Origin of the sequence: Nocardia sp. NPDC050793 (genome assembly GCF_040654065.1) — a bacterium.
Lineage (GTDB): Bacteria > Actinomycetota > Actinomycetes > Mycobacteriales > Mycobacteriaceae > Nocardia.
Genome location: NZ_JBFAHG010000004.1, coordinates 303,102 through 325,999, shown reverse-complemented (window position 1 = coordinate 325,999; position 22,898 = coordinate 303,102). Strand labels below are relative to the sequence as shown.

The window sequence follows — 22,898 nt, the reverse complement described above, 5'->3', positions numbered from 1 at the left end:
ACGGCAGGGATAGCGCGCACGCATTGCTGGGCGGCCCGAGCGGTTCGCACTTACCCTGAAGAGGCGGACGAGCGCGAACCCAGCAACGTGAGAAACGGTGCCGGAAGGAAGTGAGGCGCACATGTTGGATGCCGAACTGACCGTGCCGGTCGACCCTGAACAGGCGTTCACGACCCTCGCCGACGGCTGGTTGTATTCCAGCTGGGTGGTCGGGGCATCGCACATCCGGCAAGTCGATCCGGGCTGGCCCGATGTGGGCACCCGAATCCACCACAGTGTCGGCCTGTGGCCGCTGAACGCGCGGGACGTGACCACCGTCCGCGATGTCGATCCGCCGCGGATGATCGAGCTCGAGGCCCGGCTGTGGCCGTTCGGCTCGGCCCGAATCATGCTGGAGCTCACCGAGATCCAGCCCCACACCACGCACATCAGGATGACCGAGTACGCCATGAGCGGGCCGGCGACGCTGCTGCCGAGCCAGTTGCAGCGGGTGGCGCTGAAGCCGCGCAACCAGGAGTCGCTGTCCCGACTGGCCGCCCTCATCATGGGGCGCGCCGACGAGCGCTATCGGCCCAAGGGTCCGATGTAGGGCAGCACCACCGCGCAGTCGGCGGGCCGGGCATCGGCCGGGTCGAGGGCGTTCAGCACTTCGCGCACCGTCACCGGGTCGGCCGTCAGTTCGTAGTGCTCGGTGTAGTCCGTCGGGCACAGATCTTGCAGGACGATGTTGCGCACGTTGGGGCCGTCGAATCCGCTACTCGCCGTGCCGCTTACGCGCGAGGCCGCAATTCCTCACGCTGTTGCTCGATCCCGCGCTCTTCGCCGCAGCCGGGGACGCTCAGGCGATGGACAGTGCGATGCCGTCGAGGATGTCGTGCTCGCTGACGATCAGCTCGGTGATGTTCGCGCGACGGGACAGTTCGTAGGCGAGCACCTCGGTGATGACCGCGCCGCCGCCGATCACGTCGACCCGGCCGGGGTGCATCGGTCCGAGCGCGGCGCGTTCTTCGTGGTTCATACCGATCAGCCGGTCGCAGACCTCGCGGACCTGGTCCAGTGTGAGCGCGGTCAGATGCACTCGGTCCGAGTCGTATTCGGGCAGATCGAGGGCGACCGCGGCCAGCGTGGTCATGGTGCCCGCGACGCCGACCCAGGTGTGCGCGTTCTCGACGGGCACCTTGGCGAACGCCTCGTCGAGCCGCTCGGTGGCGAATTCGCGGGCCGCGGCGACCTGATCGGCGGTGGGCGGGTCGCCGGGCAGACAGCGCTCGGTGATGCGCACGCAGCCGATGTCGGCGGAGAACGCGGCGTGCACGCCGTCGCTGTCGCCGAAGACCAGCTCGGTGGAGCCGCCGCCGAGATCGACGACCACGAACGGACCTGCCGCGCTGGACAATTCGCCGATCGCGCCGGTGAACGAGAGGCGCGCCTCTTCGTCGCCGCTGATCACCTCGGCCTCCGCGCCCGGTACCACGGTGCCGAGTTCGGCGCGCGCCATGGCGAAGAAGTCCTCACGGTTGGACGCGTCGCGGGTGGCCGAGGTGGCGACCATCCGCACCCGGGAGACCCCGGCCTCGCGCATGAGCCCGGCGTACTCGGCGAGCGCGACCCTGGTGCGCTCGATCGCCTCGGGCGCCAGCGAGCCCGTGGCGTCGACGCCCTGACCGAGCCGCACGATCCGCATCTCGCGGTGCACGTCGGCAAGGCGGCCGTCCTCGCGCACGTCGGCGACCAATAGTCGGATGGAGTTCGTTCCGCAGTCGATGGCGGCGACCCGGTCACTCATGCTCTGCTCCGTCCTTCGGCGGGTACTTCGGCCAGTCGGCCGGGATGGCGGTGCCGCGCAGCCCGTGCTCGGCGGCCAGCGCCACCGCCTCATCGCCGAACGGGTTGACACCCGGCCCCTTGGCCAGGCTGTGCGCGATGAGCACGTGCAGGCACTTCACCCGCTCGGGCATGCCGCCACCGGTGAAATCGGTGCCGAGCGATTCGATCGCGTTCCGCTCGGCCAGGTAGCTCTCGTGCGCGGCGCGATAGGCCGCGGCCAGTTCCGGATCGGCGGCGAGGCGCTCGGTCATCTCACGCATCACGCCCGCGGACTCCTGCCTGCTCGCCTCGGCGGTCAGCCGGGGATCGGTCAGGTAGTACAGGGTTGGGAAGGGGGTGCCGTCCGGCAGCCGCGGCGCGGTCTTGACCACCGCGGGCAACCCGTCCGGGGTGCGGTAGGCGACGGCGAGCACGCCGCGCGGCGCACGACCGAGCTGTTCGGCGATGATCTCGAGATCGCGGTCTGTCGGTGCGGTCACCTGGGTCCTTCCTGATGCGGAACGGCGGGCGGCAAGCCCGCGGCCGGCGGCTCGAGGGCGGACGTGGGCTGCGGTTCGGAGAGGGTGCGCCACAGATCCGTGTACCACGGGTCGGGCGCCTTGGATCGCGGCGGTGCGGCGGGGCGCGGCGGGGCTTCGATGCCGGGAACCTGCACGATGTACGGCGTCTCCCCCGGCATCACCAACCGCAACCGATCCCTGGCCTCCGAGCGGATGTAGGCCGGATCCTGTTGCTGCGCACGGCGATCCCGCAGCCGGGCCACATCGGCCTCCAGCTGCATGCGCTCCTGCGCCAGCTGCGCGGCCTCGGCGCGCTGACTGAAGTAGGTGCGCATCGGCACGGACAGCGTCAGCGCCAACGCGCACACAACACCGGCCAGGATCACGGCCTTGCCGGTCGACAAGCCGAGAACGGTGCGCTCCTGCTTGTCCACGCCACCCGCGCGCGGCGCTATCTTGCGCGGTTGGGCCTTCTCCGCGGTCTCGCTACGTCGACGCGGGCGTTTGGCCGCGGCGGGACGGGCAGCGATCTCGGTGTCCGCGCCCGCTCTCGGGCGTGATCGAGCGGCGCGCGACGTGCGGCGGTCCCCGCGTCCGCCCGGACTGGTCCCGCGCGCACGTCGCTCCGTCATATCGTCCCCCTAGCTATCAGCCCTCGAACGCGAAGCGCGGGAACGCCACGTCACCCGCGTAGCGGGCGGAGTCGCCCAGCGCGTCCTCGATGCGCAGCAGCTGGTTGTACTTGGCGACCCGCTCGCTGCGCGCGGGGGCGCCGGTCTTGATCTGGCCGCTGCCGACCGCGACGGCGAGGTCGGCGATGGTGGTGTCCTCGGTCTCGCCCGACCGGTGCGACATCATCGTCTTGTAGCCGTTGCGGTGCGCCAGCTCGACCGCGTCCAGGGTCTCGGTCAGCGTGCCGATCTGGTTGACCTTCACCAGCAGCGCGTTGGCCGCGCCCTTGGCGATGCCCTCTTCCAGGCGCTCCGGGTTGGTGACGAACAGGTCGTCGCCGACCAGCTGGATCTTGTCGCCGATCTGGTCGGTCAGCGCGACCCAGCCGTCCCAGTCGTCCTCCGACAGCGGGTCCTCGATGGAGACCAGCGGGTAGGCGGTGAGCAGCTCGGCGTAGAACTGCGCCATCTCGGCGGCGGTGCGGTCGGAGCCCTCGAACTTGTAACCGGTGCCCGCGGTGTAGAACTCGGTGGCCGCGACGTCCAGCGCCAGCGCGACGTCGGTGCCCAGCTTCAGGCCGGTCTTGGCGATCGCGACGCTGATCAGGTCGAGCGCCTCACGGGTGCCCGCCACATCGGGGGCGAAGCCGCCCTCGTCGCCGAGGCCGGTGGACAGGCCCTTGGACTTCAGCACCGACTTCAGCGCGTGGTAGACCTCGGCGCCCCAGCGCAGCGACTCCTTGAAGGTCGGCGCGCCGATCGGGGCGACCATGAACTCCTGGACGTCGACGCCGGTGTCGGCGTGCGCGCCACCGTTGAGGATGTTCATCATCGGCACCGGAAGCACGTGCGCGTTCGGGCCACCCAGGTAGCGGAACAGCTCGAGGCCCGAGGACTCGGCGGCGGCGCGGGCCACCGCGAGCGAGACGCCGAGCAGCGCGTTCGCGCCGAGGCGGGACTTGTCCGGGGTGCCGTCCAGATCCAGCAGCGTCTGGTCGACGGTGCGCTGCTCGACCGCGTCCAGGCCGATGACGGCGGGCGCGATCTCGTCGAGGACGCCCTCGACGGCCTTCTGCACGCCCTTGCCGAGGTAGCGGTCGCCGCCGTCGCGCAGCTCGACGGCTTCGTGCTCACCGGTGGAGGCGCCGGAGGGCACCGCGGCGCGGGTCAGCGTGCCGTCGTCGAGGGCGATCTCGACCTCGACAGTGGGGTTTCCGCGCGAATCCAGGATCTCGCGAGCTCCGACCTGTTCGATGATGGCCACGAAAACGACACTCCTTCGGCTGCTGGCACGGTAGGTCTCACGGATGGGCCCGTGCGCTGCCGAGCCTAGCGCCCTCGCCGCGTCCGAGGTAACCGGCACTCCGAGGGGATGGCTTCGCGCGGCGCTCAGACGCGGCGGCCGACGCTGTAGGCGGCGGCGCGGTCGCGGACGGTGAGCAGGTAGCGGGTGGACTGGTTGTAGGTCATCAGCGCCTGTTGCCAGCCGCGTTCGGAGGTGAGGTCGCCACCGCTCGCGCACAGGTAGCGCGCGGCGGTGAGTGCGGCGTCGTCGATGTTCTGCGGGTCGATCACGCCGTCGCCGTTGGCGTCCACGCCCCAGCGCTGCCAGGTTTCCGGAATGAACTGCAACGGGCCGACGGCACGGTCGTAGACCGGGTCGCCGTCGAGTCTGCCGCCGTCGGTATCGCGGATCAGCGCGACGCCGGGCGAGCCGTCCAGCGGGATGCCGATGATCGGCGGGACGACGGTGCCGTGGTCGTCCACGTCGGAACCGCGATGGGTGCCGTGCTTGCTCTCGACGCTGGCGATGCCCGCGAGCGTGGTCCACGCGATGCCGCAGCCGGGGCGGGAACTGGCCATCACCGCGGCGGCGTAGCCGTACGCCTCCAGGGCGACCGGCGGGATGCCGAGCGTACCGGCTTGGTCTCCGGCCCAGCCGCGCAATTGCAGCGCGGTGCGGCCCGGGCCGTCGACATCGATCAACGGCAGCGGGGTGCCAGGGCCGGGCGGGATGCCTTCCGGAATGGGCGGCAGGTCTGGGCCGATGCCGCAACCGGCGAGCGCCGAGACCACCAAGGCGACGGCCAGGATGCCGGTCTTCTTCGGGAGCACTCTTCCATCATCCAGATCCGGCGCAGTGCTCCCGGCCCGTTCCGCGCCGCCGCGTGTCGGACGTCACTGTCAGACCAGCAGATCGTGGGTGGCCTGTTCGACGGGGTTCGCGAGAACCTCGGCGGTGCGGCCGGATTCGACGATCCGGCCGTGATCCAGCACCACGAGCTCGGCGCAGTGCCCGGCGACGAGGGTCATATCGTGCGTGATCACCAACAGTGCCGTGCCGCGGTCGGCGCGAATCCGGTCCAGCAGGGCCATGATCGAGGCCGCCGTCGCGTGATCGAGGGCCGAGGTGATCTCGTCGCAGATCAGGACCGAGGGCTCGGCGGCGAGGGCGCGGGCCAGCGCCACCCGCTGGCGTTGGCCGCCGGACAGTTCGTGCGGGTACCTGGCCGCCAGCACCGGGGGCAGTTCCACGGCGTCGAGTAGCTCGGTGATCCGTTGCGGTGCGGCACTTTTCGGGACCCGAGCGATACGGCGCAGTGGTCTGCCGAGGGTTTGAGCGACGGTGCGGCGCGGATTGAGCGCCGACATCGGGTTCTGCGGAACGAGCTGAATCCCGTCACCGCCGCGCCCGATCCTGCGCTTCCCGCCGAGTTCGATCGACTTCTCCGCCAGCGCCAGCGCGCCACCCTCGGCCGCGCGGAGACCGGCGATCACCCTGGCGAGAGTGGTTTTTCCGGCCCCGGAAGCGCCGACGACGGCGAGCGCGGAGCCTGCGGTGAGCGCGAGGTCGATGTCGGCGAGGACTCGGTGCTTTCCGATCGTCGCGTTGATGCCGCTGGCGCGCAGGGCGATCGGGGGTCCGGAGTTGTCCATCGCCGACTCCGCGGCAGTGGGCGCGACCGACGCACGTGCGGACGACCCACGATCGACGGCGATGCGGTCGGCGACTTCGGGCGAAGGTGCGCTCTCCGGCCGAAAGGTGCTGGCCCCGTTCGCGTCTGATGCGGGAGAGGGCAGCGGTGCTTTCGGATGCGTGCCGACCTCGATCACCTGGTCGGCGATGGTGTGGATGGCGGCGGTGTCGTGACCGGAAAGGAGGATGGTGGTGCCACGTTTCGCGAGATCGACGAGCAGGGCGCCGATTTCGGAGCGAAGCGCGCCGTGCAGACCCGCCAGCGGTTCGTCGAGCACCAGGACGTCGGTGCCGCGGACCAAGGCTCTGGCCAACGCGACCCGGCGTTGCTGACCGCCGGAGAGTTCGCCGGGGCGGCGGCGCAGATGCTCGGCGGAGAGGCCAACCGCGCGCACGGCTTCGAGGAGGGCGGGCTCGGCGCGATCGCGCGCGACTTCGGCGAGCAGCGTCCGCACCCGCATGAGCGGATTCAACGCGGAGCCGGGATCCTGGCCGACGTAGGTGATCTCGGTCCGCCGAAAACGCCGCAGCGCGGTGGAATCCAGCGCGAACACCTCGCGCCCCGCCACCTCGACCGTGCCAGCGGCACGCACCGCGCCGGACGGCAACTGGCCGAGCAGCGCTCGCATCACGGTCGTCTTGCCGGAGCCCGACGGGCCGGTGAGCGCCGTGATCGCGCCCGGCGACATCCGAAACGAGAGGGGCCCGACCAGCTCCTGACCGCTCGGGCCTCGGACGCACAGCCCGTCCACGACCACGATCGGGCGCGGCACGTCGCCGATACCGGAATCCCGGACCGGGCGCGCACCATAGCTTGCGACCGCAGCGTCCGCGACGACGGGCGGTTCGGTCGCTGACAGCACGTCCGCAGAACCCGCCACACCACCGACGCCGGGGCGTGCTGCGACAGCCTCGGATTCAGCGCCCGCACTGGTATCCGACGCCGGATGCGCGCCGTTGCTCGCGATCGCACCATCCGGGACGACGGCCGGATCAGTAGCTGACAGCGCGTCCACAGAACCCGCCGCACGACAGCCACCGGGGTGGGCTGCGACCGCCGCAGATTCAGTGGCCGCACTGATATCCGACGCCGGATGTGCACCGTTGTTCGCCACCGCACCATCCGCGACGACCGGCGGCTCGGCAGCCGACAGCACGTCCACGGAACCCGCCGCACCACCGCCACTGCCCGAGTGACCGCCGATCGCTTCGTATTCCGAGCCCGCACTCACATTCGATGCCTGAGGCGCGCCGTTGACATCGGCTCCGCCGCCTGGCGCCACGGGTAGCCGAGCCGATACCGCGGCCGACGAATTTCCCTCGGCACCAACGCCGCCCGGCGGCGAATTCCGGGCCCGGCCGGGGCTGCCTGCAAGATCCGGGCTCTGGCGAACGCTCGCCGCATCCACCGAGGACCGAGTGCCCCGGCCGAATTCGGTGACCGCCAGGTTGACGCTGACGGCCACGATGGCGATGGCGATGCTCGGCGCGAGGACGGACCACGGGTTGAGCAGGAGGCCGGAGGCGTTGTCGCGAACCATGACCGCCCAGTTGCCGGTGCCGAGTGTGGTCGGGAGGTGCAGGAAGGAGGCGGTGCTGACGAGGTAGACCGCCTCGACGAAGCGCAGGCCGAGCTGGGCGGCGAATACTTCGCGCAGGTTCGGCACGACCTCGCGGAACACCAAGTGCGGGAGTGACTCCCCGCTCGCGCGCGCCGCCTCGACGTACCCGCTGGCCGCCACACCGGACGCGGCGGCGGCGAAAACCCTTGCGCAGTAGGGCACCCCGAACATCATCGCCATCGCGATCAAGCCGTATACGCCCGCGTCCGGCCAGCTGGTGAGCACGAGCAGGATGCCGAGTACGACGGGGACCAGCATGGCGAAATCGGTCGCGGTCTCGATCAGCGCGCCCATCCGCGGGCGCAGTGCGACGACCGCGCCGAGCAGGCACGCCGTCACCGTCACCAGCACCGCGATGACGGCGGCGAGCAGGAGCAGACCCCAGCCGCCGTACAGCAAGTGGCTCAGCACGTCTCGGCCCAGCCGATCGGTGCCGAGCCAGGCCTCACCGCCCGGGTCCGCGAACGGTATTCCGACGGCTCTTTCCGCGGGCCGCGGCGCCAAGGTCGGCCCGAGCGCGGCGAGAACGATCACCACCAGCGCGGGAAACAGGGCGAGCACTCGCAGTCGATTCATCGCGTCCCCTGCCACTGCGCTGTGTCCCACCGCCACGTCTTCCACTCCGTCGCAGCAGATATCGCCGCGCGGGCAGCGGTCCCGCACCGAGCGGAAACGACGCGGCGCCGCCGACCCGACCGGACCGAGCGATGCGGCGCCGTTGGCGATCTCATCGACGCCCCCGCAACGACCACGCCCGAATGCCGTCGGCCACGGCGAGCATCAGCATGATGACCAGTCCCGAGAGGGCGACCACCGCCGCCACCACCGACGTGTCGCGGTCGGCCACCGATCCGGCCAGCACCGCGCCGAGACCCGGGTAGTTGAAGATGGTTTCGACCACCAGCGCGCCACCGAGCAGCATGCCGACGGTGGTGGCGAAGCTGGCCACGATGGTGGGCGCGGCAAACGGCACCAGGTAGCGGGCCAGCACGTGCGGCGTCGAAAGTCCGTCCAGCACCGCGCTTTCCACATGCGGCGCACGCGCGGCGTCGGCGAGCGCGGCGCGCACCACCCGGGTGTTCCAGCCGATCTGCGGAATGGCCAGCGCGAGAACGGGGAGCACGAGCATGTCCGCGCTCACCGGGAAGCCGGAGCGGCCGGTGATGGCGACCGCGGGCAGCCAGCCCGTGGCCAGCGAGAACACCATGATCAGCAGCGTCGCCAGCACGAACTCCGGAACGGCCGCCGCGACCGTGGTGCCCGGCTGCAACACCCGCGCCGCCGCGCCACGCGAGCGCGTCGCCCACCAAGCACCGAGCAGCACCGAGGCCAGCACCGTCACCGCGAGCGCGAGGCCGCCGAGCAGCAGCGTCGGCGGAAACTTGTCCGCGAGTAGTTCGTCGATCGACCTGCCGCGCGCGGTGCGGCCGAAATCGCCGGTCGCCACGCCCGAGATCCAATCGATGAACCGCACGGCGACGGGGCGGTCCAGTCCGAGCTCGCGTTCCTTCGCCGCCACCTGCTCCGGCGTAGCCTCGCGGCCGAGCACCGCGCGGGCGGTGTTGCCTGGCAGCAGATCCACGGCTACGAAGACCGCCGCCAGCAGCGCGATCAGCAGCGTGACGCGCCGGAGCAGGAGCCGGGCGAAGGTCGTCACGCCAACCAGGCCCGCTCGAGCTGCACCCGTCCGAAACCGCCGAGGGTCGGCAGGTCGCGCACCGCGGTCGTGGCGATGTCGACGCCGTCGGCCATGCCCCACACCAGGTAGCCGCCGCGCTCGTGCTCGATGGCTTGCACACGCCGGCTCGCCTTTTCGACCTCCGCCGGGTTGGAGGCGGCCAGCGCCGCGGCCGTCGCGGCGTCGAACTCCGCATCGCGGAAAGCGGTTTCGTTGCGATTGGAGCCGCTCGCCATGAGTCTGCTCGCGTAGAACATCGTCGAATCGTTGGTGCCCCAGGAGACGGTGTAGAGCGGGGCCTGCAACCAGGTCCGGTCGTAGAAGGCGTTCGATTCCTGCTCGACGACCTCCAGCCGGAGGCCGATGTCCGCGAGCTGGGTGGCGATCACCTTCGCCGACTCCACCTCGCCGGGCGCCTCCGGCTTGGTCACCAGCGGGTAGCTGCGCGCGGCGTCGAAACCCGCCTCGCGCAGCAGGGTTTTCGCGCGTTCGACATCGCGGGTGCGCTGCGGGATGCTCGCGTCGTAGCGCGGGTCGGCGGTGCCGAGGATGTCGTTGGCGATCGTGCCGTAGCCCGAGTGAACCTGATCGACGAGCGCCTTGCGGTCCACACCGAGCCGCACAGCGGTACGCACCCTGGGATCGGCGAACGGCCCGTCGGCGGTGCGCATCGCCACGCCGAGCATCGTGTCGTTGGCGCGCCGCACCACTCGCAGGTCGCCGCGACCCTCCGCGGTGCGGCCTGCGATCGCGCCGACGTTGGACGCCAGATCGATCTGCCCGCTCAGCACCGCATTGCCCAGTGCCGTCACGCTTTCGAACATCGTGACCTCGATGGCGTCGAGCAACGGCAACCGCGGGTCCGCTCCCGCCCCGTGCCAGTTGTCGTTGCGCACCAGCCTCGCATTGCCGCCCTGATAGGACTCGAGCCGGAACGGTCCGGTGCCGATGGCCGAGGAGAAGTCGGTTGTGTCTTTTTTCACAGTGAAGGTCATCAGCCGAACCAACAGCGGCAGTTGGGTATTCGGCTCCGGAACGGTGAGCACCACGCGGTTCGGACCGTCCGCGGTGATGTCCTCGGCCGCCGCGGGCATCTTCGACGCGCCGCCCACCGAGCGCAGCCTGCGCAACGACCACACCACGTCGTCGGCGGTCACCGGCGCGCCGTCGTGGAAGGTGGCGCCCTCGGCGATCGTGAAGGCCCAGCGGCGCTGCGTCGTGTCCGATTCCCACGAACTCGCAAGGCGCGCAGCGGTATTCGGCGCGGAGCCCGGTACCGTCAGCGCGTCGTAGACCAGCGACGTGACGAGGAAATCGCTCTCGTTGGTGAGGTTCGCGTGCGGATCGCGTTCGATGCGCGCCGCGGTGCCGAGCGCGCCGACCCGCAGGGTGCCGCCGCGCCGTGCGGGGCCGCCCGGATCGGCGCCGTCGGTACACGCGGCGGCGACCAGAATCGCGCCGACTCCGACGCTCGAGCGCAGAAGCTGCCGTCGGTTGAAACCCATAGGTGCCGCCTTCCCTCATCGTTCGCTGCGGGCCAGAGACCCGACACTACAAGGCTAGGACAGGCTAGCCTAAATAGGCTGTCCACCTGTGCGGATCCACCGAATGGCGAATCCGCGCGTTCCCCATCGGGACCCGTAGCCGACGAATACACACCGTCCGGTCCGGACGGGACTTAATCTTTTCGATGCGTCCAACTCTTTTTCGCGACTCGCTTAGGTAAGCCTTGCTTAACAGCGTCCGAGGCACTAGCTTCGCAGATCGAATCGTCCCCACCCGCTTTTCGACCCGATGCGAAGAAGGGAATCCCCGGTGAAAAGCGTTCTCCCCGAACGTAAGACGCTTCACCCACAGGATGTCGAACGACGTGAGCTGCCCCCGGACGCCGGGCGAGCGGTACGCGAGCTCGCCCGTGAGATATGTACCTCGGTCCACCGCAGCCTCCGCGGCGCGACGCCCGTGACACCGACGCTGACCGATCCGGCGCTCATCGCGTCGATCGAGGAACGCGCAGGTGAACTCCCCGAAGCGGTGCGGCTGGCCGTGCGCCCGCCCGCGGGACCAACGGGCGCGACCATCGTGAGCAGGCTGCCGTTGACCGACGACGAGTTCGGGCCGACGCCGCCGAGCTGGCGCGAAGCCGCCCGGTGGAGCGGTGATCCCAAGCGCGGCAACTCATTCGAGCTCGACGTCGTCATGCTGCTGCTGGCGCGCTGCGCGGGGGAGCCGTTCGGCTGGTACGGCCAACAGGACGGACGCTTGGTCAACAACATCGTGCCAACGCCGGGCCACGAGCACGAGCAGTCGGGAGCCAGCAGCAAGACCCTGCTCAGCCCGCACACCGAAGACGCCTTCCACCCGGACCGCGCGAACCTGCTGATGCTGGCCTGCCTGCGCAATCCGGATCTGGTGGGCACCACGGTGTCCTCGATCCGGCAGGTCGAGCTGACCGACGACGAGTACCGGCTGCTGAGCACCCCCACGCTGCCGATCTTGCCCGACGTCTCCTACGGCGACGGCCACGAGCGCTTCACCCCGCCACCGCTGCCGACGATCTGGGACGCGGCCGAATCATTGTCCGGCACAACGAATCCGACACTGCGCTATGACCCGGCCTACACACCGCTCGACACCGCCGACGCCGAGTTCAGGCACGCCTACGCCCGGCTCACCGCGGAACTCGAGCGGGTGTGCCACACCGCCGCGCTGGCGCCCGGCGAGCTATTGCTGGTGGACAATGACGTGGCCGTGCACGGTCGGGTACCGTTCACCGCGCGTTACGACGGCACCGACCGCTGGCTCAAGCGGGTCAACATCCGCCTGCCCGAACGTCGGCGCCGAACCGCTGAGGCCGACGAGAATGGTTACGGGCAGCGAACAGTCGCCCCGTTCCGAATGGGAACTGGCCGAGCGGATGCAGAGCGGGACACAACACCAGATGAACGAGGAACCGTTGAACACTCGTGATCGGAGCACGCCGCTGCGCGTGCTGAGCCGTAGCGACCTCGCCGACGTCCCCATCACGCCGGGCGATGTGGTGCGTGCGGTCGAAGACGCGTATCTGGCGTTCGCGGCGGGAGATTCGGACAATCCGCGCAAGCTGAGCGTTGCCAATCCGGACGGCTGGTCGGTGGCCTATGCCATGCTCGGCCGCGACGGCAGACGCCGCGTGGTCGCCATGAAGACCTCGTACAAGTTCGATCCGGGCCACGATCGCAGCACCAAGCGCTACTACACGACCATCACGCTCTACGACGACGCCACGGGCGCGCCCATCGCCATGATGGATTGCGCACGGGTCGGCGCGCTGCGCACGCCGGCCGTGTCCGCGCTGCTGGTGCGCGAGACGATGCGCCGCGGGGCGGAGAGCGTGCTGCTGATCGGCACCGGCACCCAGGGGCGCAACGCGCTCCCGCACCTGCTCGCCGCGAATCCGCAGTTGCGCAAGCTGATGGTGTACGGCACCCACCCGGACGGCCTCGCCGCGGTGCACCGGCACCTGGCCGAGCACCATCCGCAGGCGCTGCTGGAGACCGTCGCCGACCCGCGCGCCGCCGCGGCCGCCGCCGACGTGGTGCTGGCGACGGCCGGCCCCGGCACCGAAGTCGCCTTGGAGGCAGAGGATCTCGCGCCCGGCTCGACCGCGGTGCTGGTCGGCTACGGCCTCGCGCCGTCGACGCTGGTGCAGGCCGACCGGGTGGTGGCGACGAGCGCAGAACAGATGCAGCTCACCGGCACCGACATGGTCGGCCCGGACGGCACGCTGCGCACCGTCGACGCCGAACTGCCGCAGATCCTCAATCGCAGGGCCGTGGCGCGCCGCTCGGACGAGGAGAAGATCTTCGTCTACAACAGCGGCCTTGTGCTCACCGACGTCGCCGTCGCGCACGCGCTCGCCGAACGCGCCATCGCCGAGGGCCGCGGCACGGAGGTGCCCCTGTGGGATTAGAGGCCGCCGTCGACCCCGAACCGGAGCTCGCCGATCCGGCAGCCATGGTGCTGTTCGACATCGCCGCGCCCCGGAAGACGAAAGCCGGTGCGCGCGTGAGCCGAACCGGGCCTGAACATCCCGCATCCGAAACCGCCGACACCCTCGCCACCGCTTCGCCGGCGCACGAGACCGGGAGATCACCGCTCGACACCGGCGCGGAGACGTTCGAGCCGGACACGTCACGGTTCGATGCCGACTCGCCGCCACTCGACGCCCAACCGGCGACGCCCGATACGAACCCGATGCGACTCAACGCCGAACCGATAGCACACGAGGCGGACCGGCCGCTGCTCGGCGACGAACTACATACGATCGACGCGACGCCGCTAGTGCCTGCGCCACCGGCCCCCGCCGCGCCGTCGCTCCACGCAGCAGCTCCTTCGCCCGAAGACGGTGGGGCGCTGCCGACTTCCGATTTCGACGAACCAGCGACGGAGGGCAGCCCGTGGGCGGGCCTCAGTGAGGACACCGAGCCGGAGGCACTCGACGTCGACCACACCGTTCCACCGCAGGTCGAAGCGGCGGCGTCCTCCGAGCCGTACACCGATCCCACCAACGGGCACATCGCAAACGAGAACGACGTAGACGACTACCTCGAATCAGGCTGGGACGACACCGATTCCGACGACGTCTTCATCGAGCTTCTCGTGGAGGAAGTCGCCGAACTGCTCATCGAAGAAATCATCGAGGACCCGGCGGGCCGGACCTCCAGCATCGCCGCCTCCCCCATGCCCGCGCACACCGACGAGTGGGAGCGGCGGGTGCTGGCGGACCCGCATCTGCTCGCCGACATCGCGTTCGCGATCGGCGGCCCTTTCCACCTGATGTATCCCGCTCGGGTGGCGCACAACATCCGCGAATTCCGCGACGCGTTCACGCGGGCGGGGGTCGACGGGGTCGTCTACTACGGCAAGAAGGCGAACAAGTCGGCGTGTGTGGCGCGCGCCTGCGCGGAGAACGGCGCGGGCATCGACGTCTCCAGTGTCGGCGAGCTGACGGCCGCGCTGGCCGCCGGTGTGCGCGGCGGCGAACTGATGGTCACCGGCCCCGCGAAGTCGGACGATCTGCTGTGGCTCGCCGTGCGCCACGGTGCGCTGATCGCGGTGGACAGCCTCGACGAGCTCGACCGCCTCGGCGCGATCACCTCCGCGGCCGCCCCGGCAAGGGCGCTGCTGCGGGTGCTGCCCGCGGGCTCGGCCAGCCGGTTCGGGATGACCGACGACGAGCTGGCCAGGGCGCAGTCGGTGATCGCCGCGTCCGGACCGCGCGGACCGGAGCCAGTTCAGCTGGAGGGCTTCAGCTTTCACCTGCCCGGCTACGACGCGATCACCCGCGCCGAGCAGGCCGCCGACCTGATCGCCCGCTGCACGGCGGCGCGCGAGCTCGGGCATCCGGCCCGGATCATCTCGATCGGCGGCGGATTCGGCGTGGACTACGTGCCGGAAGCGGCGTGGCGGGAGTTCACCGAGGGCGTCGACCACTCCTGGTTCCACGCCGGGAAATCGTTCGGCTCCTACTACCCGTACCACTTCCCGGTGCCGGGAGCGGCCATGCTGTCGGGGATCCTGGCCCACGGCGAACTGGCTCGGCGCCTGCGCGACAACGACATTCGCCTGGCCGTCGAACCGGGCCGCGCCCTGCTCGACCGCGCGGGCAGCACCGTCTTCCGCGTGCAGGGCAGCAAGACCAGGCACGCGGACGGACAGCCGTACCAGCTGCTCACCGTGGACGGCACCAGCCTCAGCCTGTCCGAGCAGTGGTTCGACAGCGAGTACCTGCCCGACCCGGTGCTGTGGCCAGAGCGCGAATCGGCGCGGCATTCGGGCGCACCGACGCCGACCAGCGTGGGCGCGGCCAGCTGTCTGGAATCGGACATGCTCAGCTGGCGGCGCGTCCCGCTGCCGCGGCGGGCCGAGCAGGGCGATCTGCTCGTCTATCCGAACACCGCCGGGTACCAAATGGATTCGAACGAATCGGCCTTCCACGAATTGCCGATACCACCGAAGGTCGTGCTCTTCGACGGTCACGGAGATCGACTGCGCTGGACGCTCGACGCCGGGTAATCAACAACGACGACCACAACTCAGCATCGCCCCGCACTCACCGCGAATCAGCAGCGCGGGGCAGGCGACACCCGAGGCGGGATCGCCCATGGATAGGAGACTCGCATGCCTGTCGTCACGCGCGTGACGGACCTGATCGGTCGCACCCCGCTCTTCGAACTGGCCACCACCGCGACCGGCACCCGACTACTGCTGAAACTCGAACAGTTCAATCCGACGGGCGCGGCCAAGATCCGGATGGCCCGCGAGATGGTGCTCGACGCCGAGCGCCGCGGTTTGCTGCCCAGTGGCGGGCATATCATCGAATCCACGTCCGGTAACACCGGGCTCGGCCTCGCGGTAGTTGCCGCCGAACGCGGGTATCGCTTCACCGCCGTGGTCGACCACCACGCATGTAAGGACAAGCTGCGCGCGATGCGAGCGATGGGTGCGGAGTTGGTGTACGTCGCCGACGAGGGCGACGACAACCTGGCCACTTCGGCGCGAGAAGACCTCGCCGAGGCGATGGCCGCGGCGCAGGCCGACGCCTACTTCACCGAACAGCACAACAACGATGCCAACGCGGTCGGCTACTACGCGGTGGCCGAGGAATTGCTGGAGGACGTCGATCGGGTCGACATCCTGCTCTCGTCGGTCGGAACCGGCGGTTCGCTGTTCGGCACCGCGACCAGGCTGCGGCAGCTGGGCTGCCCGCCTTACGTGATCGGTGTCGAGCCGGTGGGCTCCATCGCCTTCGGCGGGCCTGGCGGGCCGTACTGGCAATCCGGCACCGGCACACCGCCGGGCGCCACCATAGGCACCGCCGTCGACTACTCGCTGCTCGATGAGGGCGTGAAGGTGTCCGATGTGGCGGCCTTCGCCACCGCCCGCGCCATCGCGGCAAAGCTCGGCCTGATGCTGGGCGGCTCGGCGGGCGGCTCGGTGTACGCGGGGCTGACCAGACTCGAGGAGTTCCCGCCTGGCTCGACGGTGGTCACCATCGTCTGCGATGGCGGCGAGAAGTACCTGGACACCGTTTTCGACGACGACTGGATGAACGACCGCGACCTGCTCGACGGCGACACCGAGCGCGAGGTGCTCGGTCTGCTCGACCGCTACTCGCCCGCCCGCCGAAAGCAGTTGGTGGAGGCGCGGTGAACCTGGGCGAATTTCGCGCCGACGGACGCAGGCTCGCCGCGCTGGCGACGCCGATCGCGCTGACCCAGCTGGCTCAGATCGCGGTGTCCACGACCAATATCGCGCTGATGGGCACGCTCGGGGTGCGCCAGGTCGCGGCGGGCGGCCTGGCGATCGTGCTGTTCAACCAGATCCGCACCATGTGCGTCGGGTTGATCACCGGCACCGGCAACCAGATCGCCTCGGCGGTCAGCGCCGCGGACAAGCGGGGCGATTCCGCCGACCGCGAGGTGCGCGAGGTGGTCCGGTCGAGTTTCCTCATCGCGACGATCTCCGGCCTGCTCGGCGGCGCCGTGCTGATCGGGCTCGGCTGGTCGTTGCAGTGGCTCGGCCAGGACGCCGGTGTGCTCGCCGACGCGCGCCCGCTCATGGTCGCGCTGGCTCCCGGGCTGCTGCCCTGCCTGTGGTTCCAGGTGCTGCGGCAGTACACCGTCGGCATGCAACGTCCGCAGGCCCTGTTGCTGGTGACGCTCGGCTCTGTCGCGCTGAATCTGGCGCTGGCCCTTGCGTTCATCCACGGCTGGGCCGGGCTGCCCGCGCTCGGCCTCACCGGTATCGGCGTGGCCACCTCGCTGGTCTTCCTGATCACCTTCGGGGTGTTCTGGGCGATGGTGCACCACGATCCGCGACTGGGTCCCACGCTGTCGATCCGGCCGTGGCCGATCCACCGTTCGACCGTCGTCTCCGAACTGAAGCTAGGCACTCCGATCGCGCTCACCTACGGGTCGGAGGCGGGCATGTTCTCGGTGCTCGCGCTCGTCATGGGCAGCATCGGCCCCGCCGCGCTGGCCGCCCACAACGTCGTCTACCAGATCATCTACATCGTCTTCCAGGTGGCGATCGGGCTTTCGCACGGCGCGTCCATCCTGGTCAGTCACGCGACCGCGCGCGACGAATACCAGCACGCCAAGGCGCTCGCCTGGCTGGCGCTGCGGTACGCCGCGGTCGTCGCCGCGATCACGGGCGCGGTGTACGTGCTCGCGCCGGACGCGGTGCTGCGGCCTTTCCTGGAGCCCGGTGACACCGCGACCATCGAGATCGCGCGCACCCTGCTGCTCATCGGCATCGTGCTGCAATTCTTCGACGCCGCGCAGAACATCGGCACCGGGCTGTTGCGCGGGCTGAAGGAGACCAACGCGGGCTTCCGGCTGTCACTGATCGGCTACTGGCTCGTCGGCCTGCCCACCGCCCTGCTATTCGCTTTCCCGCTCCACCTCGGCGCCGCGGGCGTCTGGTGGGGACTGACGGCAGGGTTGGCCACCACCGCGGTCCTCATGGTGCGGCGGTACTTCGCTTTGCTCGACGGCATGGCGCACACGTACCCGCGGCGCCTGCCGGAGACCCTGTCGAGCCCCGGCTGATCGCCGGGGCCGACCGATTTCAGAGGTTGACGCCGTAATCGCGGGCGATGCCAGCGAGACCGGACGCGTAGCCCTGGCCGATGGCGCGGAACTTCCACTCGCCGCTGTGCCGGTACAGCTCGCCGAACACCATGGCGGTCTCGGTGGACGCGTCCTCGGTGAGGTCGTAGCGGGCCAGTTCGGCGCCGGTGTTGGCGTCGACGACGCGGATGAAGGCGTTGCGGATCTGGCCGAACGACTGCCCGCGGGCGTCGGCGTCGTGAATGGACACCGGGAAGAAGATGTTGGTGATCGTCGGCGGCGTCGCCGCGAGATCGACGTTGATCACCTCGTCGTCGCCCTCGCCCTCACCGGTGAGGTTGTCACCGGTGTGCTCGATGGTGCCCTCCGGCGAACGCAGATTGTTGTAGAACACGAAGTGCTGATCGGAGAGCACCTTCAGGTTCGGGCCGGTGGCCAGTGCGCTCGCGTCGAGGTCGTAATCCGCACCGGTGGTGGTGCGCACGTCCCAGCCGAGTCCCACCGCGACCTTGGTCAGGTTCGGCGCCTGCTTGGACAGCGAAACGTTTCCGCCTTTGGCGAGTGTGACGCTCATGATCCCTTCCCGTACGGCGCGCGGGCGCCGCCTTTCTCGTTGTACCGGTTCAGTTCTGGTCGTCGGACCAGCCGCGCAGGGTCTCCACGCGGCCCTGCAACGCGTGCAATTCGCTCGCATCGAGCACGGTGCGCTGAATGCCCTTGTCCACCGCGAACGCCGACTGGCGGTGGTCGTCGATCACCGCGACGTCGATCTGCACCGCGGCGTAATCCTCGGCGTCCGGCATCTGTTCGGCGATCACCTTCGCGGTGCCGCGCGCGCACAGCGCGACATTGCCGCCGCCGAGGATCAGCAGCGCGACCTCGGGACGTTCCCGCAGTCTGGCCAGCGAACCGCGGTCGAACTTCAGGCTGATCAGGATGCGCCGATCACCGGCGCGCACCGGCCAGGACACCGGAATCGCATGCGGCGCTGGGTCTGTGGTCACCAGCACCGCGATCGTGTCCCGCGGCCATTCCGGTAGCGCGTCCAGCTCGGGATGATCGGTCGAGTGGTCGCGATGTTGCGCGGGGCTCGCTCCGGCTGCCATCTTCGTCACCTCATGGATCGTCGCGCGCGACGGGCTGTGTCGCGCTGATAGCAGTCTAAGGTGCTGGGACACTTGCGCGCTGGCGCTGTGGCACTTGTTCGCTGACGCTGTGCTACTCACCCGCTGACGCTGTGACACTTGTCCGCCCGGGCGGTGCTACGGGGGGATCGTTCAGGCCGAAGCGAATTCGGGAATCGACAGGGACCGGGCCCATTCGCGCGCCATGTCGCGGACGCGGACCTCGGTGGACGCGTCGTGGCGCGCGTGCTCGCCGACCTGGACCGCACCGCGGGCGGTCAGCTTCTCGGCCGCGATCTCACCGCCTCGGTTGAACGTGTCGCCGTAGACGGAATCGCCGAGGCCGAACACCGCGAATCGCAGTCCGGTCAGATCTGGCGTGCGCGCGTCGAGTGCGTCGAAGAACGGCTCGGCGCCGGTCGGCAGGTCACCGTCGCCGTAGGTCGAGCAGACGACGACGTGGAAGTCCGCGGCGTCCAGATCGTCGACATCGAAGTCGGCCATGTCGTAGACCGAGACATCGTGCGCGCCGGTCAGCTCGTCCGCGACGCACTCGGCCGCGGCTTCCGAAGTCCCCATCTCCGACCCGAACAGAATGACTACGCGCACCGCGCCCGCTCCTTTCCCTCACCGCTTCAGCGTGCACCGAAGTTCTCGCCATTCTTTGGAAAGGCTACCCTAATTTGCGACGCCGGGTTGTGACGCTCCCCGCGTCCGGGACACCGGCGCGGTTTCCGATTGACGGACGCTCGCCGCGGATGCATCATTCAGTGACGACCCTGTTCAGCAGGGGTTCTCCAAGCAGCCGGCCGACGTCTGTCCGGCCGTGCGTGCTGCTCCCGGCCGCGCCCGGTTCACATTTCCCGTGGCTCCGGTCAGCACTTTCCCCATGACGCTTCTCGCGTCCGGCCGTGAGTGAGGTGAGAACGATGGTGTACCGATCGTCAGGACTTCCGCGGATCACCGCGTTCCTGCACTACGGCAGCACACCCCATTTCTGAATCCGCACCGCACCGGGCGGGTCCCGCGGCGACGAATGCGGCGTCTGCTGGACCGGCCGATACCCGGTGCGGTGCGAGCGCGGGCGATGGCCGGAACGACGAAACGGGAGGCGAACATGGACATGGGGGCAGTGAATCCAGGGGGCTGGGAGACGAACACGGCCCGGATCGGATACGACACCGTCGCGATCGCGGCGGGCAATCTGGCGGTCTCGGCGGCGATGATCGACGACCTCGGCTACCTGCGCGGCCAGCTCGCCGCGGCGGAGGTGCCGTTCCTGCTGGTCAGGGACTGCGGGCACCGGTTGATCCTGGCCGCCGACGCCGCGCACCTCGCGATGGTGCGACGCGTGACGGATGCCGCGCGCGCCGCGGGCTTCGCCGTCGCTGAAGCAGGCCACCACGTTCTGCGGTTGGGCCGCGACGCCGATCCGGCACACCACGTCGAGCTCGAGCTGTGGGAGTACCACGGCGACACCGTCGAATGCCCGCGCCCCAACGCGCTGACCCGCGCGGTCTTCGACCTGGCCGACGTGGAATTCACCCAGGTCAGGCTGTTCGACCGCGGCTGGCCGACGCTGACCGACATGTTCGCGCCGCACGTCACCGATGTCGGCTTCGACATCGACATCGTCTTCTCCTGGGTGGACGGCACGGATCCGGAATTCCGGGCTCGGCGCGCGGGACTGATGGCGCAGGTGGTCGTCGGCGAGGGCGACGACGCGGACGCCAGAATCCGCCAGATCGACGAACTGCGATACGCCCTGCGCTCGGTGCACAAGAACGCGCCGTGGATTCGGCGCATCTTCGTCGCCACCGATTCCGCGGTGCCCGACTGGCTCGACGAACACCCCCAGGTCACGGTGGTGCGGGCGAGCGACCACTTCGGCGACCCGGCGGCGCTGCCCACCTTCAACTCGCACGCGGTGGAATCGCAGTTGCAGCACATCGAGGGGCTCAGCGAGCACTTCCTGTACTCGAACGACGACATGTTCTTCGCCAGGCCGGTGCGTCCCTCGATGTTCTTCACCCCCGGCGGCATCAGCCGGTTCATCGAGGCGGACACGCGGATCGGGCCGGGCCGGAACAACGAGCGCCGCAGCGGTTTCGAGAACGCGGCGCGGGTGAATCGGGCGCTGCTCGCCGAGCACTTCGGGCACGTCATCACCCGGCACCTGGAGCACACGCCCGCGCCGCTGCGGCGCAGCGTGCTGCTGGAGATGGAGGCGGAGTTCGGCGCCGACTTCGGCCGCACCATGGCGAGCCGATTCCGTTCGGCCACCGACATTTCCGTCACCAACTCGCTGTACCACTACTACGCGCTGCTGACCGGGCGCGCGGTGCCGCAAGAGACCGGGCGAATGCGCTACGTCGACACCACGACTCGCGCCGGGCTCGCGCTGCTCGACGAACTGACCGCGCGGCGGGACGTCGACTTCTTCTGCCTCAACGACGGCAGCTTCCCCGAGGCACCGGAATCCGAACGGGTGCAGCGAGTTTCGGAGTTCCTCGCGGACTGGTTCCCGGTCCCGGCGCCGTGGGAGCGGTTCAGTACACCGCCTCGTCGTCCACTTCCGGAGTCGGCTCCCGGCGCTGCATGACGTGCGGGATGCGACCGGCAGGCGGGATGGCGATGCCCGCCTCGGCGAGCTTCGCCGCCGCCTCCTCCGGGGTGGCGGGCTCGCCGACGGTCGCGCCCGCATCGATCGGCACCACCGAATGCACCACCGTGTCCGGGTAGACGTGCACGAAGTTGAAGGCCTGCGCGCCGTCGCGGCCGCGCAGGCCGCCCGTCGCGACGGCGAGATCCTGGGTGTAACAGGTGGACGAGGCGACGGAGACCGGGATGCCGGCGAACGTCGCGTAGGTGGAGAAGTGCACGTGACCCGCGAGGATCGCGCGCACATCGGTGCCGTCCAGCACGTCGGCGAGCCTGCGCTGGTCGCGCAGCTCGACCGTGACGGCCAGATCCATCACGCACGGCACCGGCGGGTGGTGCATGGCCAGGATGGTGCCGAACGGCGCGGGCTCGGCCAGCACGTCGCGCAGCCAAGCCAGCTGTTCGTCGGAGATCTCGCCGTGGTGATAGCCGGGGACCGAGGTGTCCAGGGCGATGATGCGCAGTCCATCGATCATGTGCACGCGGTCGAACGGCTTGGTCGATGGCGGCTCGTCGAGCAGCATGTGGCGCAGCACACCGCGATCGTCGTGATTGCCCATAACCCACACCACCGGCGCGCCGATGTGCCGCGCGAACGGCTCGACCAGCGCGCGCAGCTTCTCGTACGCCGCCGGCTCGCCACGGTCGGCGAGGTCGCCGGTGAATACCAGCGCTGTCGGGCGGATGCGACTGGCCGCGGCGTGACCGAGCAGCTTACGCAACCGCTGCTCGGCGTCGACATCCCCGTACAGCTCGCCGTCACCGGCGATGAGGTGGGTGTCACTGAAATGGAACAACACGTGATCCGGTCGCGGATGCTCCGCGACTCTGGTGATGCGCACCGGACCGAACGTCCCTCCCGGCGGATGGCCCGCCATCGGCTTCGGGTTCCCGCCAGGATAGCGAACCTCTACTGACAGCTTTCCCGCCAAGCTGTGACGGCAAGCTTGCGGGAAGGTGAGGTTTCGGTGTACGAGACGCCTCTCCGCGCAGCCGCGGACCAGTGGTGCACACCGGCGTTCCAGCGGGGTTTCGACCGGTTCTGAGGGTGCGCGGGATCGCGGGATCGGTGCGCGAGGCGGTGTGTACAACAGGGGGCGATGCGTCCGGCATCGAGTGATTCACCCAACACTGAGCGACGCGTCACGCGCCGAACGACACATCCCACTCGAAGCGATGCGTCCGGCCCGAAGCGATGCGTCCCACCGAGCGTTACATCGCAC

At 69.7% G+C, this 22,898-nt stretch carries 20 protein-coding genes; 7 read left to right on the top strand and 13 right to left on the bottom strand.

Annotation, left to right across the window (positions count from 1 at the left end):
* The first annotated feature begins 121 nt into the window (after positions 1-121).
* Positions 122-589, top strand: a complete 468-nt coding sequence (locus AB0H50_RS16035) for an SRPBCC family protein (RefSeq protein ID WP_357452393.1) — start codon at positions 122-124, stop codon at positions 587-589.
* Here AB0H50_RS16035 and AB0H50_RS16030 read toward each other — a convergent pair.
* The 9 genes from AB0H50_RS16030 to AB0H50_RS15990 all read right to left on the bottom strand — a co-directional run bounded on the left by AB0H50_RS16030 (position 565) and on the right by AB0H50_RS15990 (position 10,780).
* A complete protein-coding gene (locus tag AB0H50_RS16030; RefSeq protein ID WP_357452390.1) occupies positions 565-735 on the bottom strand; it encodes a hypothetical protein in 171 nt (56 codons plus the stop codon). The genes AB0H50_RS16035 and AB0H50_RS16030 overlap by 25 nt on opposite strands.
* Positions 736-838: 103 nt before the next feature.
* Positions 839-1,786, bottom strand: coding sequence for a Ppx/GppA phosphatase family protein (locus tag AB0H50_RS16025; RefSeq protein WP_357452387.1), 948 nt, complete (start codon positions 1,784-1,786; stop codon positions 839-841).
* Positions 1,779-2,306: a DUF501 domain-containing protein gene (locus AB0H50_RS16020; protein ID WP_357452384.1), complete on the bottom strand. Its 528-nt coding sequence runs from the start codon at positions 2,304-2,306 to the stop codon at positions 1,779-1,781. Before AB0H50_RS16020 ends, AB0H50_RS16025 begins: the two co-directional genes overlap by 8 nt.
* Complete coding sequence (locus tag AB0H50_RS16015) at positions 2,303-2,959, bottom strand: septum formation initiator family protein (RefSeq protein ID WP_357452381.1); 657 nt, start codon at positions 2,957-2,959, stop codon at positions 2,303-2,305. Before AB0H50_RS16015 ends, AB0H50_RS16020 begins: the two co-directional genes overlap by 4 nt.
* 16 nt (positions 2,960-2,975) lie before the next feature.
* Complete coding sequence (eno, locus tag AB0H50_RS16010) at positions 2,976-4,262, bottom strand: phosphopyruvate hydratase (RefSeq protein ID WP_357452379.1); 1,287 nt, start codon at positions 4,260-4,262, stop codon at positions 2,976-2,978.
* A 125-nt stretch (positions 4,263-4,387) separates the two neighbouring features.
* Entirely contained in the window at positions 4,388-5,077 is a 690-nt protein-coding gene (locus AB0H50_RS16005; RefSeq protein ID WP_357453405.1) for a lytic murein transglycosylase, read from the bottom strand.
* Between the two features lie 105 nt (positions 5,078-5,182).
* Complete coding sequence (locus AB0H50_RS16000) at positions 5,183-8,173, bottom strand: ATP-binding cassette domain-containing protein (protein ID WP_357452377.1); 2,991 nt, start codon at positions 8,171-8,173, stop codon at positions 5,183-5,185.
* 151 nt (positions 8,174-8,324) lie between these two features.
* On the bottom strand, positions 8,325-9,254 hold the full coding sequence (locus tag AB0H50_RS15995) for an ABC transporter permease (protein ID WP_357452375.1): 930 nt from the start codon (positions 9,252-9,254) through the stop codon (positions 8,325-8,327).
* The gene (locus AB0H50_RS15990; RefSeq protein ID WP_357452372.1) at positions 9,251-10,780 is read right to left on the bottom strand and encodes an ABC transporter substrate-binding protein; all 1,530 of its coding nucleotides are present in this window, start codon (positions 10,778-10,780) and stop codon (positions 9,251-9,253) included. The genes AB0H50_RS15995 and AB0H50_RS15990 overlap by 4 nt, the downstream gene beginning before the upstream one ends.
* Before the next feature lie 310 nt (positions 10,781-11,090).
* On the opposite strand from AB0H50_RS15990, the gene AB0H50_RS15985 reads away from it, so the two are divergent.
* The 5 genes from AB0H50_RS15985 (at position 11,091) to AB0H50_RS15965 (ending at position 17,869) form a co-directional block, all read left to right on the top strand.
* Complete coding sequence (locus tag AB0H50_RS15985) at positions 11,091-12,245, top strand: TauD/TfdA family dioxygenase (protein ID WP_357452369.1); 1,155 nt, start codon at positions 11,091-11,093, stop codon at positions 12,243-12,245.
* On the top strand, positions 12,217-13,227 hold the full coding sequence (locus AB0H50_RS15980) for an ornithine cyclodeaminase family protein (RefSeq protein WP_357452366.1): 1,011 nt from the start codon (positions 12,217-12,219) through the stop codon (positions 13,225-13,227). The genes AB0H50_RS15985 and AB0H50_RS15980 overlap by 29 nt, the downstream gene beginning before the upstream one ends.
* Positions 13,218-15,332 (top strand): Y4yA family PLP-dependent enzyme, encoded by a 2,115-nt coding sequence (locus AB0H50_RS15975; protein ID WP_357452363.1) that lies wholly within the window; start codon positions 13,218-13,220, stop codon positions 15,330-15,332. Before AB0H50_RS15980 ends, AB0H50_RS15975 begins: the two co-directional genes overlap by 10 nt.
* Before the next feature lie 105 nt (positions 15,333-15,437).
* A complete protein-coding gene (locus tag AB0H50_RS15970) occupies positions 15,438-16,469 on the top strand; it encodes a cysteine synthase family protein (protein ID WP_357452360.1) in 1,032 nt (343 codons plus the stop codon).
* Positions 16,466-17,869, top strand: a complete 1,404-nt coding sequence (locus AB0H50_RS15965) for an MATE family efflux transporter (protein WP_357452357.1) — start codon at positions 16,466-16,468, stop codon at positions 17,867-17,869. The genes AB0H50_RS15970 and AB0H50_RS15965 overlap by 4 nt, the downstream gene beginning before the upstream one ends.
* Positions 17,870-17,888: 19 nt before the next feature.
* On the opposite strand, the gene AB0H50_RS15960 is transcribed toward AB0H50_RS15965, so the two are convergent.
* The 3 genes from AB0H50_RS15960 to AB0H50_RS15950 all read right to left on the bottom strand — a co-directional run bounded on the left by AB0H50_RS15960 (position 17,889) and on the right by AB0H50_RS15950 (position 19,623).
* The gene (locus AB0H50_RS15960; protein WP_357452355.1) at positions 17,889-18,464 is read right to left on the bottom strand and encodes a TerD family protein; all 576 of its coding nucleotides are present in this window, start codon (positions 18,462-18,464) and stop codon (positions 17,889-17,891) included.
* A 49-nt stretch (positions 18,465-18,513) separates the two neighbouring features.
* On the bottom strand, positions 18,514-18,996 hold the full coding sequence (locus AB0H50_RS15955; protein ID WP_357452353.1) for a hypothetical protein: 483 nt from the start codon (positions 18,994-18,996) through the stop codon (positions 18,514-18,516).
* A 171-nt stretch (positions 18,997-19,167) separates the two neighbouring features.
* A complete protein-coding gene (locus tag AB0H50_RS15950; protein WP_357452351.1) occupies positions 19,168-19,623 on the bottom strand; it encodes a flavodoxin domain-containing protein in 456 nt (151 codons plus the stop codon).
* Positions 19,624-20,131: 508 nt separating this feature from the next.
* Between AB0H50_RS15950 and AB0H50_RS15945 the strand changes: the two genes are divergently transcribed.
* Positions 20,132-21,616 carry a stealth family protein gene (locus AB0H50_RS15945; protein ID WP_357452349.1) on the top strand — a complete coding sequence of 495 codons (1,485 nt, stop codon included), beginning with the start codon at positions 20,132-20,134 and terminating at the stop codon, positions 21,614-21,616.
* Here the strand turns inward: AB0H50_RS15945 and AB0H50_RS15940 are convergent.
* Positions 21,564-22,517: a phosphodiesterase gene (locus tag AB0H50_RS15940; protein WP_357452347.1), complete on the bottom strand. Its 954-nt coding sequence runs from the start codon at positions 22,515-22,517 to the stop codon at positions 21,564-21,566. The genes AB0H50_RS15945 and AB0H50_RS15940 overlap by 53 nt on opposite strands.
* Positions 22,518-22,898: the final 381 nt, after the last annotated feature.